Genomic DNA, 15,199 nt, shown 5'->3' on the forward strand with positions numbered 1-15,199 from the left:
ACGGCCGCCTCGAGCACCTTCGCGGCTTGGCTCTCGGGTTCCGGAACCTCACCAACTACATCGCCCGAGCACTCCTCGAGGCCGGCGGATTCAGGCCCCAACTACACCCTGGATTGTGAAGAGCCCGTAACCAGGCCTCGGGGTCGGGCCGCATGGACAGGCGAACCATGACGCTCCACGATGCTGAGCCGTGCTGGACCATGGAGAGGTCAGCGTCATGGTTCACGAGCCACTTCATGATGACGCTGGGCGGTTGTTCGGTATAGGGCGCGAGGGTACGGTCGAGTTCCGCATCTCGGAGGCGCCGGTCCTCTTCCCAGTCTTCGGAGAGGTCGCGTTCGGCGGTGAGTGCCGAGAAGAGCTCGTCCGGTTCGTCGAGCGTGAGGTCGAGGCCGGAGGTTTCTCGGTTGAAGATGGCGCGCAGGCCTGGGGTGGCGATTAACGGGGCGATGGCTTTGGCGATCGAGACCGCCACCCGTCGCGCTGCGATCTGCTGTCCAGAGTTCGGGACGCCACCGAGCGGAAGGTGGTGTCCGACGCCGACCTGGGCCCATTTGCCCATAACCTCGATGAGGTCTGGGAGCTCTGCTTTCGAGGCTAAGGCGATGCGACTGACGAGTCTTGGTTCGAGAACGTCATACATGGCGTCGACGTCTTCTCCGGGCCAGGTAAACGACTGGATGACGAACGAGTTCACCTTCTCGGGGCTCATGTAGTTGCCGTCGAAGGTCGGCTGGAGGACACAACAGGCGAGCTTGAGCCAGACGTTATCAGGCAGATCGTGAGCTTGCTCACTCGCCATTGCGGCGCAGAGGTGCACGATCCCTGTCGAGGTTGGGAGATCTCCGGTCCTGGCGTCCTGGACCTCTTCAACCAACGTCTGGATGGGCGTCGTGTAGTCCCACCCTCGGGCAGCCAGTTCGGTTAGCCTCGATGTTTCATCGGGGGCCGTCGGCTGGTGGTGAGGTGGCACGGTGACCGTCGGGGGCTGATTCTGGCAGTCGGGTACGACAGGGTTCCGGAGGGCGTCCGGGGGCGTCGGGTTCCACGTGCCGAGGGGTGGTGCGGGCTGGTCGGGGCTGGACGAGGTGCCTGGGTCAGGGTGGGGCGAGGGCGGCCAGGGCGGTGCAGCCGGTCAGGACGAGCTGGGCGTACGCGGCGTCTGCCTTGAGGTGCAGGCGGACCCGGCGGCCGGTTCGTGCCAGGGTCGCGGGGATCGTGAAGACACGGTGCCGCAGACGCTTGGGTTCCCAGCGTCGCGCGGCGTGGCCGGTGAAGGCGAGCATCTGGGTCCAGGCGGTGACGTCCATGGCCATCATCACGAGGTGGCACCAGATCCTGTTCTGGTCGAACCCGTGCAGGGGCAGGTTGGCCAGACCGGTGTCCTTGGCGATGCGGATGCGGTCCTCGGCGCGGGCCCGTCGGCGGTGGCGCAGCTCGAGGTCGGCCAGCTGCCCCCGGGGTGTGTTGGTCGCGAACGCGGTGATCCGGTACCCGTCGACATCCTCGAAGCGCAGCTGGGCACCGGGGTGGGGACGTTCGCGGCGGGCGATGACCCGCATGCCCGGCGGCCACCCGGTCAGGGACAGCAGGTCAGTGAGCTCGGCCACGTCGGCACCAGGACGGACCTTGCCCTCGGCGTCGTACGCCGGCGCCCACACACCCTCGGGGATCTTCTTCAGCAGGTCGGGGGTGTTCGCAGGCGGGGTGAACCCGACCGAGTACTGCACCCCGCGACGGTGGGCCCAGGTGGTGAAGTCCTCGGTGCCACCGGCGCCGTCGGCACGGATGAGGACCTTCTTCCCCGGCCGGGACGGGTTCACCCCGGGCAGCTGGGCCAGTGCTTCCCTGGCGAGGTTGGTGTGGTCGGCCGCAGTGTTGGACCCGGCGTTGCCCGGGCGCAGCAGGATCGCCAGGGGCTCCCCGGTGCCCTCCGCCCCGTGGTCGAGGAACGCCAGCAGCGGGTGGAAGCCGTACGTGCGCTTGTACGTTCCGGCGGCCTGCTCTTTCTCCGAGTGCGCGATCACGATGGTGGCGTCGATGTCGATCACCAGCGGGGCCGCCGCGGTTGAACCGTGACCAGGGGCGGCATCACCTGCCATCGCCCAGGCACGCTGGCGAGCTGATGCGCGGGCCCGGTTGATGGCCCGGACCGCGGTGTCCGCGTCGGCGGCCAGGGTGGACAGGGTCCTGGAGACAGTCGCCTCGGAGGCGACGTTGCCGTACACGCCGGGCTCTGCGCGCAGCAGACCCAGGTCGGCCAGGCAGTCCCCACCCAGCGCCAACGACAGCGCGAGATCACAAGCGACCTTGCCCGGGTCGTGCACCGCCGACGGCTTGCGCCAGGTGCTCAGCTCCGCCTTCAGCGAGGCGGTCAGACCGGTGGCCTCGGCAGCCCGGACCAGCAGCACCCCACCGGCCTGGGCCACAGCCCCCGAGCGTGCCGTGTCCACGTGGACACGCGGGTAGGAGCGGGTAGTCTTGCTCACCTGAAAGGTGCTCCTTGATCTGTTCGGATACCGACGTCGCAATCGATATCTTCCCAGGTCAGGGGCACCTTTCTCGTCATGGCACGCCCGCAGCACCTACGACAGGTGAAATCCCGAGGCTAGAGAGCTCAAACGACGCCTGTCCGACCTGGTGTACAAGCAGATGCTCGACGACCTCGCCGGACACACGACGACGGGCCCGGGAGGGCAAAGGGGTGACCACTCTGACTCCAGCGCGACCGGCTCGCAACCCAACGCCGGCTCTTCGGACAAGCCACTTCCCGGACCCGCCGCTCCTAAGAGTAGAACGCCACTCCCAGCGGCGTCTTGACATAGAGGGGTGCCAGTACAGGACGTGCGTACAGGCCCGATTGTTCTCGGCCGCCGTTGAAGACGGCACGGGCGGCCCGGTGAGCCACGGGCAGCTGAAACCGGGACTGATAGAGGTGGGTAGCACCGCGTCGTTTTCCAATTGCACGTCGTAGCGGTGCGGGTCTCCTCTGGACCGGCCAGTGGAGCGGTGCCATGAAGGTGGGCCGGCCTGCTCAGCGGGCTGTGGCCACGAAGGGCGCCTGGTGCACGTAAAGGTTCTGCTCGAGGACGTCGGCGAGGAAGGCGGCCAGGTCGCCGCGGGTGATCTTCGTCGAGCGGGTCGAGCGGTGGGCGTCGTGCTCCAGCCTGCCGGTGGCTGGGCCGTCCTGCAGGCGCGGGGGGCGCACGAGCGTCCAGTCCAGGTCGCTGCCGGCGAAGACGGCATACTCGGCCGGTTTGTCCTGGACGAGCGCGCCGCCGAGCTTCTGGATGAGCGCGGAGATGATCCGGGCCGTGGGGGACTTCTGGTCACCGGGCACGTCGATGCCGGCGCCGCTGACCCCCACGAAGCGGCGCACGCCGCCCGGGCGCATGGCGTCGATGAGGGCGCGGGCCGTCTCGGTGTGCAGCGAGGCCTCCTTGGCGGTCGGCCCCAGCGCGGAGACCACTGCGTCCGCGCCGGTGACCAGCTGGTCCAGAGCCGCCCGGTCCCGGCTGTCGCCGGTGATCACGGTGAAGCGGTCGGCAAGGTCGGCGAGCTTTGCCGGGTCGCGCACGAGGACGGTGAGGTGGTGGCCCCGGTCGAGCAGCTCGTGCAGGAGCGGGATGCCGCTGCGTCCGGTAGCACCAAGGACGGCGATGTTCATCAGGGATTCCTTTCGGTGGTCGACAGGTGGGGCCGGGCGTCATCGGCGAAGCGCTCCACCAGCTCGGTCAGAGCAGCGACGTCGGTGGTCGACCAGCTGGCGGTGACGGCGGCGAGCAGGCCGGTGCGGAACGAGGTCGCCCGGGTCTGCAGCTGGCGCCCGGTGCCGGTGAGTCGTAGCACGGTCCGGCGGCGTTGCTCGGCGTCACGGTCACGGGTCAGGACGCCCGCCCGGACCGCCCGGTCGACCAGTCGGCTGGCGGTCGAGTGGGCCACCGTCAGCGCCTGCGCGACGTCCTGGATGCTGCAGGCCCGTTCCTGGGCGCAACGGGCGACCGCGTCGACCACCAACATGGTGGAGACCTCCACCTGGGAGCCGTCATGGTCGAGCACCGGGCGCGCGGTCGGCGCGCTCGTCAGCCGCCGCAGGGTCAGCAGGGCGGCGTCCAGCCGGAGCAGGGAGTCGTCGCGACCGCCGATCATGCATGTATCGTACATGCTTCAGGGTGACGACGGAGGGAACGCGGATCGTGCGTGCGGGATACGACTTCGAGGCGCCGGTCCTGGTGACCGGTGCCGGCGGCACGGTCGGCCGGGGCGTGGCGGAGGGCCTGTCGGCGGCCGGGGTGCCAGTGCGCGCCGCGGTCACCCGCGCGCCCGAGCACGTCGCTGGGGCCGGCTCGGCGGACGTCCCGGGCCGAGGTCGGGTGGAGCAGGTCCGGTTCGACTTCACCGACTCCTCGACGTGGCCGGCGGCCTTCGACGGTGTGGAGCAGATGTTCCTGCTGCGCCCGCCGCACCTGGGGCGGCCCCGTACCCAGATGCTGCCCGCGCTGGAGGCTGCCCGGGCCGCGGGCGTCGCACAGGTGGTCCTGCTCTCGCTGCAGGGCGCCGAGCACAACCGGGTCGTCCCGCACGCCACGCTGGAGGCGTGGCTGAGAGAGTCAGGCCTGGACTGGACGTTCGTGCGGCCCTCCTTCTTCATGCAGAACCTCACCACGACGCACCTGAGCGACATCCGCGACCGGGGCGAGCTCGTGGTGCCCGCGGGTCGGGGCGCCACCGCGTTCGTCGACGCCGACGACGTCGCCGCTGTCGTCGTGGCGGCGTTGCTGCACCCACCGGAGCATCGCGGCCGCGCGTGGACGCCGACCGGTCCGGAGTCGTTGACCTACGCCCAGGTGGCTGACACGCTCAGCCGGGTCCTGGGCCGCCACATCACCTACACCGCACCAGGTGCGCTGCGCTATGCCGCGAACGCTCGCACCGTGCTGGGTATGCCCTGGGGAATGGTCGCCGTCACCACGGGGATCTACACCCTCGCGCGCCTCGGGCGAGCCGGGAACCTCACCCATGATGTGCACACCGTGACGGGCAAGGACCCCCGCTCCTTCGAGGACTTCGCCAGCCATCACGCCACCAAGTGGCAGCCGTCAGCACGCTGAGTACTGACCGCGGAGCCGTCCTCAGCGCGGCATCCCGGACGTTGTCCGGCGCCGCGCTGAGCTACGGCCGAGCGGTGACCCACATCGGTGGAGACCTGGCTGGTGCCTACCGTGTCCGCTCCCGGAACCGGGTATCCCCGCGCAAGACGCGGCGATAGGACGCATCCCCGACCTGCCGTCGCCCGTGGCAGACTAACCGTCTGGACGGTACAGTTATGTTCGTGAGTCCGCGCCCCTCGAAGAAGAAGTCCTTGCTGCGCGCCGCAGCCACGGTGGTGGCCGAGCGTGGCTACTCGGCGCTGACCCTGGACGCGGTCGGGGCAGCCACTGGTATCAGCAAGGGTGGGGTCCTGTACCACTTCCCCACCAAGGAGGCCCTGGTGGTCGCACTCCTCGAGGAGCTGGCAACCGGCTTCGACGCCGACCAGGGCGCCGCGCACGACGCGGACTCGATCGTCCCGGGCGCCTGGACGAGGGCCTACCTGAGGGCCAGTGCCGCACCAGCCCAGGACGGGTCGGAGCAGCTGGCTGTCGTGGCTCTGCTCGCCGCGGTCGGGTACGACCCCTCCCTGCTCGCCCCCATCCAGGACCGGTACCGGAACTGGGTCGAGCGCCTGGACGAGGACGGGCTGCCCGGCGTCGACGCACACCTGGTGCGGTTGGCCGCGGACGGGCTGTGGGCGGCGGACCTGTTCGGCCTGGCACCGCCTGACCCCGCACTGCGGGCGCGTATCCACGCCCGGCTCACCGAGCTGGCGGGCCCGGGCAGCGGACCGCGAGCATGAGGGCGGCGCGACTCGCCTGGCCCGGGCTCGCCCTGGCCATCACCTTCGTCGATGACTTCGTGGCAGGGCCCGTCCTGGCCACGACAGCCGCCCTGGTCGGTGGCCAGGGCGGAATCCTCCTCGGGGTCTTGGTGTTCACCGCGCTCGTCGCACTACTGGTCACGTCTGCGGTGCTCACCAGCCGCGACATGGATCCCCAGGTCCAGGCACGGATCGACGACGCGGTCGACTCCGCGTCCAAGCGACGCCTCATCGGACGGTACGTGCACCGGGTGGGCGACGGCCACCCCTGGGCCACAGCAGTGGTAGCCGCCGTCATCAGTCCCGTACTGGCGGTGGTGCTCGCCCGGATGGCCCACCCCACCCAGAAGCTCGCGCGCACCAGCGTGGTAGCGGTCCTGGCCTACGGCCTGGCGTTCTCCGCGTTCTACTCCGGCCTGGGCGCCGGGGCCGCCGCGATGACCTGAAGCCCGACCAACCCTCAGGCAGGTCCTCGCACGGGCCCGACACTCAGCAGCAGAACGCCGTGACGTCCCAGGGGGCTGGTCAGCCAGACGGCAGTGATCGCACCAGGGCTTCGATGCGCTGCTGGCGGGTCTCCGGTCTCGCTGCTTCCTCGATGGGTTGGAGCAGACGCCGTCGATGGGCGGGCGTCTTGCGTTCGAACGCGTCCAGGCGCCCGCCATCGGCCAGAGCCCGGTCGATGTCCTCGGCAAGCGGCACGTCGTCCGGGTCTGCGGGGCGCATCCGAACGCGGACGACATCGCCGTGTCGCGCGCCCAGCCGTCGCAGCAGCCCTTTGCCGACGTACATGAACGCGTCAGGAAGGACATCGGCCCGGTTGACACCGACATTGACCGCGACCTCGTCGATGGTGCCCTCGACTCGACGGGTGCGAAACGCTCTCGCGGCGTCCTCGAGCGAACCGTCCAGCCGCACGATGGTGTACACGTTGCGCCCCCACGGCATCACCTCGACCAGTGCGTCGAACTCGACCCAATCGGGCTCCATCGTCACGAGGCCCTGGTCTCCAGCATGCTCCTGAGATTCTTGAGATCGGCGCGGTGCAGCGGCCGGATCCGCAGGTTCAAGAAGAGCCGCGCGACGGGACGCAACGGGGCGGGCACCGGAGGCACGACCCGGAAATCCAGCAAGACGCGGGATCTGCGCAGACCCAGCCGCTCGACGCGGAAGTCGATCTCGGGTTCGATGACCCGGCCGCCGGGTCCGCGGTTGCGCAGTCGGTTGCTGACCGTCGTGTCGGTGACGTCGACGATGGTCTGACGCCCCATCTCCTCACCCGTCGGCGAAGTGAAGACGATGCTGCTCCCCAGGGTGGTGCCGTCACCGTCCACGCCGCAGGAGTACCCGGTAGCCGCTGGCCAAGCAGACCACTTCATCAGGACCTGCTGGTCCAGCACGGCGTTGTAGACCTCCTCGACCGGCCGGTCGATGTCGATGCTCTCGGACCACGAGATCATGCAGGCCTCCACGGTAAGGTCGTCTAACGGTACGTTTCTCTAACTATGGGGTCACGGTGGACAGTTCTCAAGTGGTTGTCGCATGCCGTCGCCTCTCAAGTGCGATGGACGCCTTCGATGCTGCTGCGGCGGCGACTATCGGGGTCAACCGCAACGACCTGCGAGCCCTGAACCTGTTGGAGACCGGACCGCTCAGCCAGGCGTCCATAGCCGCGGCGCTCAAGATCACCCGGCCGTCCGTCACCACCCTCGTAGACCGTCTCGAGTCGGCCGGTATGGTCCGCAGAGTCCCCGACCTTCGAGATCGCCGGAGCACCCTGGTCGAGCTGCTCCCAGCGACGTGGCAGGCCTTCGAACGGGTCTACCGCCCGGTTGGGACCCACGTGGACCAGCTCGCCGACGGATGGGATGAGCAGCAGCGCCAAGCCGTTGCTCAAGCCCTGCTGGACCTGTCCTCCATCTTCGATGTAGCCGTCACGCGGATCATGCGGGACCCCGCGGAGCAGGACGCCTCACATCCCACGTGAGCGTGGCCAGTCCAGCCCCCTGGGCACTCGCATGCCGCCAGTCCACGCGCAGGCCGGTCGGCACCGCCCAACCAAGAGTGTCTGTAGGGCGTATGTCGCTCCAGCGGTGTAAGTGGCCCTGTCGCCCCGGTTGGGGCAGGAGGGTCGACATGACCGAGACGCTGGTGGCTGTGAGTCCACCTCCACCGCAGAAGAGCGAGGCGTCGGCACCGGCTTCGCTCGAGCTTCAGCAGCCGCCCGGTGAGGCGTTCGGGGTCGTCCCCGGCGCCGGGCCGGACCGGGGCTGACCGCGGCCGAGCTGGTTGTCATCAAGCAGATGGTCCGGCAGGCTAAGGACGCAGGCGTGGCGCTGACCGGCCCGGACGGGCTGCTGAAGGCCTTGACCAGGACCGTCGTCGAGACGGCGCTGGATGAGGAGATGTCCGAGCACCTCGTGTACGACAAGCACGCTCTCGAGGGCCGCAACCGCGGCACCTCCCGCAACGGCACACGGACCAGGACGGTCCTCCCGGACAACTGCGGCCGGGTGCAGGTCACCGTCCCGCGGGACAGGGACGGCACGTTCGAGCCGCAGCTGGTCAAGAAGCGCCAACGGCGTCTGTCGGACCTTCTTGGGCCTGCCCGACTGAGCGGGATGTACCTGACGTCGGTCACCCGGGTGAGGTGAACCCTTGGATGTCTTCTGCATAGGTCCGCATGAGTTCAGCGGTTCGGCGCAGGTAGTCGGCGATGGTTTCCCGCTCTGCAACGGTGTAGCGGTCCGCCATCTCCTCCAGTGCGGCAAACAGAGGGGAGAGCGCTGTGATGACGTCTGTCACCGATCGTTCACTGGGTTCGAGGTTCACCTGTCGACGGTCAGTCCCGTCGCGGCGACGGTGGAGGTGCCCCGCTTGTTCCAGGCGGTCAAGGAGGCCGCTGGTGGAGCCGGTGCTGATGCCGAGGTGGTCACTGAGCCGGCGCGGGGTCAGGGTCCCGTTCCCCGTGAAAACGTGGCTGAGAGCGGTGTAGTCCATCGGGCGCAACCCCATGTGGCGGGCCAGCGCGTAGTCCACGTCGACCGCGGCCCGGGTCACGTCGCGCAGCGCCCACGAGGCCTCGTCCGTCAGGACCCGTGTCCGCTCGCGTGCTTCTACAGAGTCCACGTCTTCACCTCTTGCCATGACCCCAGCCTACGTGCATACTCGGAATCAGAGTCGCTCGGAAACCGAGCGATAGGGGTGTGATGTTCCCGGAAGGACCCGCCGTGGCTGACGACGAACGCTTGAGAACGGCACGGGGCGTGTTCGCAGCCCGTGTGCAGGGCCCTGCTGATGCCCCCGTGGTTCTCTGCCAGCACGGGTTCCCCGATGACGCGTCCACCTTCGATTCCCTCGGCGAAGCTCTGGCCAGGGCCGGGTACCGGGTCGTGGCACCGAACTTGCGCGGGTACGCCCCCTCACCCCTGCAGGGGTCGCTGGGCATGCGCTCCCTGGTCGCCGACCTCATGGCGATCATCGACCTGGTCTCACCGGATGAGGCTGTCGCCATGGTGGGGCACGACTTCGGCGCGCAGCTCGCCTATCCAGCGATGGCCGCTCACGCGCCACGCTTCGCGTCCGCGGTCCTGATGGCAGGTGCCCATCCCGCTCATGTAATCCGCAATGCTCGCCTCTCACCACGGCAGTGGTGGCGGAGCCGATACATCGTCTTCTTCCAGCTGGGCCGCGTCGCGGACCGTGCGTTCGCCCGCGACGACTTCGCCTACGTGGACCGCCTGTGGCGCCGGTGGTCCGCTCCCGGAGCCACCCTTCCCGCCGAGCACCTCGCCCACGTCAAGCGCACGCTCAGGGCCAGCATGCCGGCGCCCGTGGCCATGTACCGCGCCGAGGGATTCGCCGTTCCGAAGACCACGATCTTCGTGCCGACCCTTTACCTCAGTGGCCGGGACGACGGTTGTGCTGCTCCCCGCCTGGCCCAGGGGCAGGAGGCTCTGTTCCCGCACGGATACCGGGCTGAGACTTGGCCCGGAACCGGTCACTTCCTCCACCTCGAACAACCAGATCGCACGGCCACAGCGGTGCTGTCCTGGCTCACCTCCCACTACCCACCCCGCCGCCGCCAGCCGGTACCAGGAAGGACCAAGCCATGAGACACCCCACCACCACCCGTTACCGCTGGCATCATGCCCTCGCAGTCGGTGTCGCCGCCAACCTGGCCAGCGCTCTACCAGCCGGATACAACGGGGATGAGGACTACTATGCCTCGCTGCGCACCCCACCGGGCGCACCTCCCGGCTGGCTGTTCGCCCCGGTCTGGGCAACCAACAACGCCCTGACGCTGTGGAGCAACCTGCGCATCGCCAACCTCCCGCCCCGGACACCCGGGCGCCGGACCGCGCTGGCAGCCGAGGCCGCCAGCTGGGTTCTGTTCTCCGCCTTCTCCGGCGTGTACTTCGGTCTACGCAGCCCCGTCCTTGGAGCACTGGACACAGCCGCCGGGCTCGCCGCCACCGCACAGAGCGTCCGCACCACCGCCCGTCTGGACCGTGCCGCGACCCTCGCTCTCGTCCCCCGCCTCCTCTGGCTCGGTTACGCCACCTACGTCTCCACCGCCACCGCCATCGCCAGCCCCGATCGCCTCATGAAGCCGTCAACGCCGCATCAGGGCTGAAGAAACGGGCATCGCCGACCCGCTAGGACGGTTCGAAAACGTCCGACGACAACGGCGTTCCACGTAGTTTCGCGGGCGGCCTGCTGCTTCGCCCTGACCAACGCGCTGCACTCGGCGTGACAGCGATGTACCGACCCTCGGCGGGTGCCGATCACCTACATCGCTGATGACAGTGCGCGCTCATCGGCGGTACAGCGATGTCACGAGCACGCGGCAGCGGTGAGCTGAGGGACGTCGTCCGATCCGGATCGGTCATCGGCGGGGGCCGGAAACCTCACGCGAGGGACCCTCGAAAGTGTGATGCTCTGCTCGTCGCTGGCTGGTTCGGAGGCGCTCGCCCACAGCGCCTGGCTTCGGCCTGCGGAGAACCGGGGACGGCGCGTCGAGTCGCCGGACCAGCCTGGCTTGGTGCCTGGCGACGTCGGGGTCTTTCATGGGCGGTCCGGTGGGGTCTGTGTCGGTGGGTGGGATGCCGAGGGCGGCGCGCCAGACGGCGAGGTCGCCGAGCAGCTGGTCGTCGACGTGCGCCGGCAGGGGTCGCTGCCACGGCGCGCGGTTGGCGGCGCCTGCCTGCTGGGCCTGGTCGGTGACCCGGTGCTTGAGGTCGTCGATCTGGCCGGTGAGCCGGTCCAGGTAGGTGCCCGTGCCTGGGTCGCGTCGTAGGGCGGGTGGGATGTCGGGCAGCCACGGCAGTGGGGCGTCCCCGTGCGGCAGGGGGGTGAGGGCGCTGAGGCGCCAGGTGAGGGCGGCCGCAGGGTCGTCGGCCTCGGTGAGGGTTCGCCTGCCGCGGTACAAGGTGGCCTCCTGCACCACCGTCTCGGGCCGGGTCCCCTCGACCCAGCGGACGGCGAGCTGGCCTCGCAGGTGCGGGTACGCCGGTGCCTGCGTCAGCCCGGGCAGCCACTTCTCGAGCGCGTCGTCCAGGGCGGCCATCCGAACCTGACCGAGATGGTGCTGAGCCAGCACGGTCAGGGCGTCCTGGTAGGCCAGCACCGCCTGCCGCAGCAACTCAGCGGCGTCGCCGTGCTCGACGGTCGTGGCCGACAGGGCACGGCCGTCATGAGCCAGGACGCCGGTCAGCACCTGCCGCGGGTCAGCCACCGTGTCCTGCAGGTGAGGATCGATGCTGTCGAGGGAGGCGTTGGGCGTGCCGAGGTAAAGGTGGTTGCTCTCCCGTCCCCGGGAGAGCGCGACGTACAACGCCTGCCGGGTCTCGGTCCCCGTCAGGACGGTGTGGGTGCTGTCCACGGTGACACCCTGGGCACCGTGGATCGTGGACGCGTACCCCAGCTGCACGTGCTGGGCCACATACCCCGCGGGCAGCGTGACTCGACGGGTGGCACCTGCCCCGGCGTGTCCGCGCCGTGTCGGCCTGTCCTGGCGGCCGACGGTGAGAGCCCCGTCGGGGTGGACCGTCAGGAGGTGCCACCGGTCGCCGTTCTTGACCCACGACCCGTCGACGGTCCGTAGGCGACGGTCGTTGCGGCGGGTGATCAGCATGTCACCGGCGCTGGCGCGGGTGCCATCCGCCAGGGTCACCTCAGAGCCGGGGTGTTCTCCGGTGGTGTCGAGGCGGTCCTGCCGGGCGCGCTGGTTGAGGTCGCGCACAGTGTCGCGGGTCGCGGCCAGCAGCAGGCTGGACAGCCCGGCTTGCCGGTCGACGGCCCAGGCGGCGTATGCCGCCTCGATTACGTTGCCGGTGTCGCGGGGGTGGACCCGGTCGTGGTCGAGGTAGTGGTCCAGTGCGGCGGGGTCGCCGTCCCGGATAGCGAGGGTGGCCGCGCCTTCGGCCGGGTCGGTAAACCGGTGCAGCTCGGCCAGCGTCGCAGTAGTGCCGTTCCCATGGCCCTGCTCGGCCAGGTCCCGGAAGATCCCGCCGGCGACCACGGCGGCCAGCTGCTGATCGTCGCCGACCAGGCGCACACTGCCACCGGCGTCGACGACCTGTCGGACCACGGCCGCGAGGTCGCGGGTGCCGGCCATGCCTGCCTCGTCGATGAGCACGAGCGTCCCCGGCCCGACGACCCCGCCCGAGGCGGCCGACGGACCCGCTTGCGCTGACGCCCCCGCTCGGGCGGTGGTGGTCTGGTGGAGGTACTTGGCGAGCGTGTCGGCGGGGATGCCCGTGGCGGCGCCGAGCTCCTCGGCCGCGACCGCGGTGGGTGCAAGACCCAGGACGGTACCGCCGGAGGCCTCCCAGGAACGCGCCACCACGCGCAGTGCGGCGGTCTTGCCGGCCCCTGCCGGGGCGAGGGCGACCTGCAGGCGGCACCCGCTGGTCGCCAGTTGGCGGATCATCGCCACCTGCGACCGGTCCAGGCCCGGACCGTCTCCACTCTGAGCAGCCAGGACGGTCTCGACCACGTGCTCGGTGGCTTGACGACCGTCTCGACGCAACCCCAGGGCGAGCAGTTCCTCCTCGGCGGCCAGGATCGCCCTTGTGGTGTAGGCCTGGCCGCCGTGCACCGTGTGCGCGGACTGCCCGTCCCTGCGGCGCAGCACCTGCGGCTCACCCAGCTCCGGCGGTACCCCGACCGGCACAGAGAACCCCTGCAGGACCCACCGCTCGACGTCACGTTGGTACGCCTCGAGCTTGTCCAGGGGGACCTGGGCGGTCCGGAGCTGCCGCAGGGTCTCGGCGCGCACGTGCCACACCTGCCACGTCGCCCGCGACCCCTCCAGCACCGACAGCACCCGCGCGGCGACGACCTGAGGGCGCACGTCCCCACCCCCGCGTCGCCGGAGGTGTCCCGGGAGCGCCCCCACCCACCCACCTGCGACGATGCTCGCGTCCCCACCGCGTACCCGGTCGCGCCCCCACCGCGCCCCCACGGCCGATGCGACCATCTCCTCCGGGCAGCGCCCGCCACGGGAGAGCACGGCGGTCGCCTGCTCACCCCACGCGGCGCGTTGCTCGGCCTCGGAGCGGGGTTCGTGCTTGCCGGGCCTCGTCTCCAGGTTCGCCTGCTGCGCCAGCGCGAGCGACTCGATGGTCGTGGGGGTCCGGCCGTGGTCGGCCCGGAAGGCCGTAGCGAGCTCGCGCTGCCGGGTCTCGATCGCCTGTCGGCGGGTCGACCACGCGGTCAGCAGGGCCGGGTCGATCCCGTCGATCTCCCGCACCGCCCGCTTACCCTCGGCGCTCGGGCGGTCGACGAAGCGGACCCCGAGCCGCTCCACGAGGCCAGCCTCCAGGTGCGTGTTGTAGTGCTCGGAGGCCATCACCTTCGCCTTGAACAGCATCCGCCCGTCCAACGTCAACCACCGCCCACCCTCCTCCGGCAGGGACTGCACCTTGTTCGAGACCACGACGTGGGTGTGCAGGTCCGGGTCCCCGGTGCGCGAGTCGCGGTGGTCGAAAGCCGCCGCTACCAGCCCGGTCACGGGGACCTGACGGATCCCACCCTTGCCCACCCGGGTGAACGCCACCTCCGCCTCCATCAGCGCCACCGTGGCGCGGACCGCAGCCGCGTGGGCGGCCTCCACCTGCTCGGCGATCTCCGGGGTGGCGAGGCCCCACAGGGTCGAGACCGACTTCACCGGCGAGAACGTCAGGTCGAACCCGGCCACCGGCACCTGCGCCGGCCGAGCCGCCCTGGCCAAGAACCTGGTCAGCTCGCCCTCATCCACGGGGGACCGGCCGTGTCGCTGCATGAACGCCTCCCGGGCCACCTCGGTGCGGATGCGTGCTCGCTCCTCCCCCGGGATCGGTGCGTTCCACGACAGTCCCTGGCGGGTGTTGTGCTCGCTGAACGCCCGCGCCGTGACCTGCCGCAGAGACGTGGCGTCGAACGTCGGGAACGCCCGCCCTAACCCACCCCAGCCCTTCGCGGCGGCCGCGGGCTCGCCGGAGCGGGGGTGGCGGCCCTGGCCGAACAGCAGCTTCATCTGCTCCTCGGTCACCACGTCGCCGACGGCCAGGTCGAGGCCGGGCAGGCCGGTGCCGAGCCAGCGACCGGGCGCTTCGCCCTTCTCCTCGTAGTACGAGGCGAGGCCGACCTGGCGCTTCTCCGTTGAATCGTGCACCGCGACCTGACGCGTCAGGTAGGTGTACCCGGACCCGGCCGAGAGCTTATGCATCGTCATCATCTCCACCCCATAAGCGGAGGAGCGCACTCCTGGGTCTCACCCGCGAGCCGAGTGCAGTAGGTGTGTCCTCGATCTGCCTCTGGCTGGTCTGGTCGTCGCGGGGCGCGGTCGGTCTTGGGACTGAGCAGGTCGAGGACGCTGTCGAGAGCGGGCAGGGTGTCTGGTCGGGCGTGATCCGTGTGCTCGGGGTCTGCGGGCCTGGGTTGTCCACAGATCTGGCGAGAGCGGACCGTCGGACGGTCGGAAGTGACTGAATGCAAGAGACGGTGAGTCCCTGGGGTGGAAACCGACGCTTAAGGGATTACAGCAGAAGAAGCTGATCACGAGTGAAAGGAAGTCAGCGCCATGTCTCATTGGTTGAGTATGGGCAGGCGGGTCGATTGGCCCGTTCGTCGGGAACGACGAGGGACGGCCTCGATGTCTCGCCACCTGACCCCGGTCTTTCATGAGGTGGGGCTGGTGCGCTCGGCGTGGGCGTGATCGTCGTTCTCGTCCGGATTCGGCGCGTGGGCGTGGGGTAGCGCCGGCTGGCGCTGCCGGTCTGCGGTTCTCCGGGGTCC

Annotated in this window: 14 protein-coding genes and 2 pseudogenes; 8 read left to right on the forward strand and 8 right to left on the reverse strand. The window is 69.9% G+C overall.

Annotated features, from left to right (window positions below; all coding sequences use genetic code 11):
* Positions 1-55: 55 nt before the first annotated feature.
* The 4 genes and pseudogenes from ACI3ET_RS15620 to ACI3ET_RS15635 form a co-directional block, all read right to left on the reverse strand.
* Positions 56-820 carry a hypothetical protein gene (locus ACI3ET_RS15620; protein ID WP_405034002.1) on the reverse strand — a complete coding sequence of 255 codons (765 nt, stop codon included), beginning with the start codon at positions 818-820 and terminating at the stop codon, positions 56-58.
* Between the two features lie 280 nt (positions 821-1,100).
* Positions 1,101-2,489, reverse strand: a pseudogene (locus ACI3ET_RS15625) (IS1380 family transposase); the annotation flags it as partial.
* A 545-nt stretch (positions 2,490-3,034) separates the two neighbouring features.
* A complete protein-coding gene (locus ACI3ET_RS15630; RefSeq protein WP_405034003.1) occupies positions 3,035-3,667 on the reverse strand; it encodes an NAD(P)-dependent oxidoreductase in 633 nt (210 codons plus the stop codon).
* A complete protein-coding gene (locus tag ACI3ET_RS15635) occupies positions 3,667-4,149 on the reverse strand; it encodes a MarR family winged helix-turn-helix transcriptional regulator (RefSeq protein ID WP_405034004.1) in 483 nt (160 codons plus the stop codon). Before ACI3ET_RS15635 ends, ACI3ET_RS15630 begins: the two co-directional genes overlap by 1 nt.
* Positions 4,150-4,172: 23 nt before the next feature.
* On the opposite strand from ACI3ET_RS15635, the gene ACI3ET_RS15640 reads away from it, so the two are divergent.
* The 3 genes from ACI3ET_RS15640 (at position 4,173) to ACI3ET_RS15650 (ending at position 6,363) form a co-directional block, all read left to right on the forward strand.
* The gene (locus tag ACI3ET_RS15640) at positions 4,173-5,111 is read left to right on the forward strand and encodes an NmrA family NAD(P)-binding protein (RefSeq protein ID WP_405034005.1); all 939 of its coding nucleotides are present in this window, start codon (positions 4,173-4,175) and stop codon (positions 5,109-5,111) included.
* 221 nt (positions 5,112-5,332) lie between these two features.
* Positions 5,333-5,896: a TetR/AcrR family transcriptional regulator gene (locus tag ACI3ET_RS15645; RefSeq protein ID WP_405034006.1), complete on the forward strand. Its 564-nt coding sequence runs from the start codon at positions 5,333-5,335 to the stop codon at positions 5,894-5,896.
* Positions 5,893-6,363 carry a hypothetical protein gene (locus tag ACI3ET_RS15650; RefSeq protein WP_405034007.1) on the forward strand — a complete coding sequence of 157 codons (471 nt, stop codon included), beginning with the start codon at positions 5,893-5,895 and terminating at the stop codon, positions 6,361-6,363. The genes ACI3ET_RS15645 and ACI3ET_RS15650 overlap by 4 nt, the downstream gene beginning before the upstream one ends.
* A 79-nt stretch (positions 6,364-6,442) precedes the next feature.
* Here the strand turns inward: ACI3ET_RS15650 and ACI3ET_RS15655 are convergent, their stop codons facing one another.
* Entirely contained in the window at positions 6,443-6,907 is a 465-nt protein-coding gene (locus ACI3ET_RS15655; protein WP_405034014.1) for a YdeI/OmpD-associated family protein, read from the reverse strand.
* A 2-nt stretch (positions 6,908-6,909) separates the two neighbouring features.
* Positions 6,910-7,377: an SRPBCC family protein gene (locus tag ACI3ET_RS15660; protein ID WP_405034008.1), complete on the reverse strand. Its 468-nt coding sequence runs from the start codon at positions 7,375-7,377 to the stop codon at positions 6,910-6,912.
* Positions 7,378-7,481: 104 nt separating this feature from the next.
* On the opposite strand from ACI3ET_RS15660, the gene ACI3ET_RS15665 reads away from it, so the two are divergent.
* The 3 genes and pseudogenes from ACI3ET_RS15665 to ACI3ET_RS15675 all read left to right on the forward strand — a co-directional run.
* The gene (locus ACI3ET_RS15665) at positions 7,482-7,904 is read left to right on the forward strand and encodes a MarR family winged helix-turn-helix transcriptional regulator (protein WP_405034009.1); all 423 of its coding nucleotides are present in this window, start codon (positions 7,482-7,484) and stop codon (positions 7,902-7,904) included.
* Positions 7,905-8,053: 149 nt separating this feature from the next.
* On the forward strand, positions 8,054-8,191 hold the full coding sequence (locus ACI3ET_RS15670; protein WP_405034010.1) for a hypothetical protein: 138 nt from the start codon (positions 8,054-8,056) through the stop codon (positions 8,189-8,191).
* A 29-nt stretch (positions 8,192-8,220) separates the two neighbouring features.
* A pseudogene (locus ACI3ET_RS15675) lies at positions 8,221-8,508 on the forward strand (transposase); the annotation flags it as partial.
* 46 nt (positions 8,509-8,554) lie between these two features.
* Here the strand turns inward: ACI3ET_RS15675 and ACI3ET_RS15680 are convergent.
* On the reverse strand, positions 8,555-9,046 hold the full coding sequence (locus ACI3ET_RS15680; RefSeq protein ID WP_405034011.1) for a MarR family winged helix-turn-helix transcriptional regulator: 492 nt from the start codon (positions 9,044-9,046) through the stop codon (positions 8,555-8,557).
* 80 nt (positions 9,047-9,126) lie between these two features.
* On the opposite strand from ACI3ET_RS15680, the gene ACI3ET_RS15685 reads away from it, so the two are divergent.
* Positions 9,127-10,032 (forward strand): alpha/beta fold hydrolase, encoded by a 906-nt coding sequence (locus tag ACI3ET_RS15685; protein WP_405034015.1) that lies wholly within the window; start codon positions 9,127-9,129, stop codon positions 10,030-10,032.
* The gene (locus ACI3ET_RS15690) at positions 10,029-10,553 is read left to right on the forward strand and encodes a TspO/MBR family protein (protein ID WP_405034012.1); all 525 of its coding nucleotides are present in this window, start codon (positions 10,029-10,031) and stop codon (positions 10,551-10,553) included. The genes ACI3ET_RS15685 and ACI3ET_RS15690 overlap by 4 nt, the downstream gene beginning before the upstream one ends.
* Before the next feature lie 252 nt (positions 10,554-10,805).
* On the opposite strand, the gene mobF is transcribed toward ACI3ET_RS15690, so the two are convergent.
* Positions 10,806-14,636 carry a MobF family relaxase gene (gene mobF / locus ACI3ET_RS15695; RefSeq protein WP_405034013.1) on the reverse strand — a complete coding sequence of 1,277 codons (3,831 nt, stop codon included), beginning with the start codon at positions 14,634-14,636 and terminating at the stop codon, positions 10,806-10,808.
* Between the last annotated feature and the right edge of the window lie 563 nt (positions 14,637-15,199).

It is taken from the genome of Ornithinimicrobium jinqii (assembly GCF_045032595.1).
In the GTDB taxonomy this organism is placed as follows: domain Bacteria; phylum Actinomycetota; class Actinomycetes; order Actinomycetales; family Dermatophilaceae; genus Ornithinicoccus.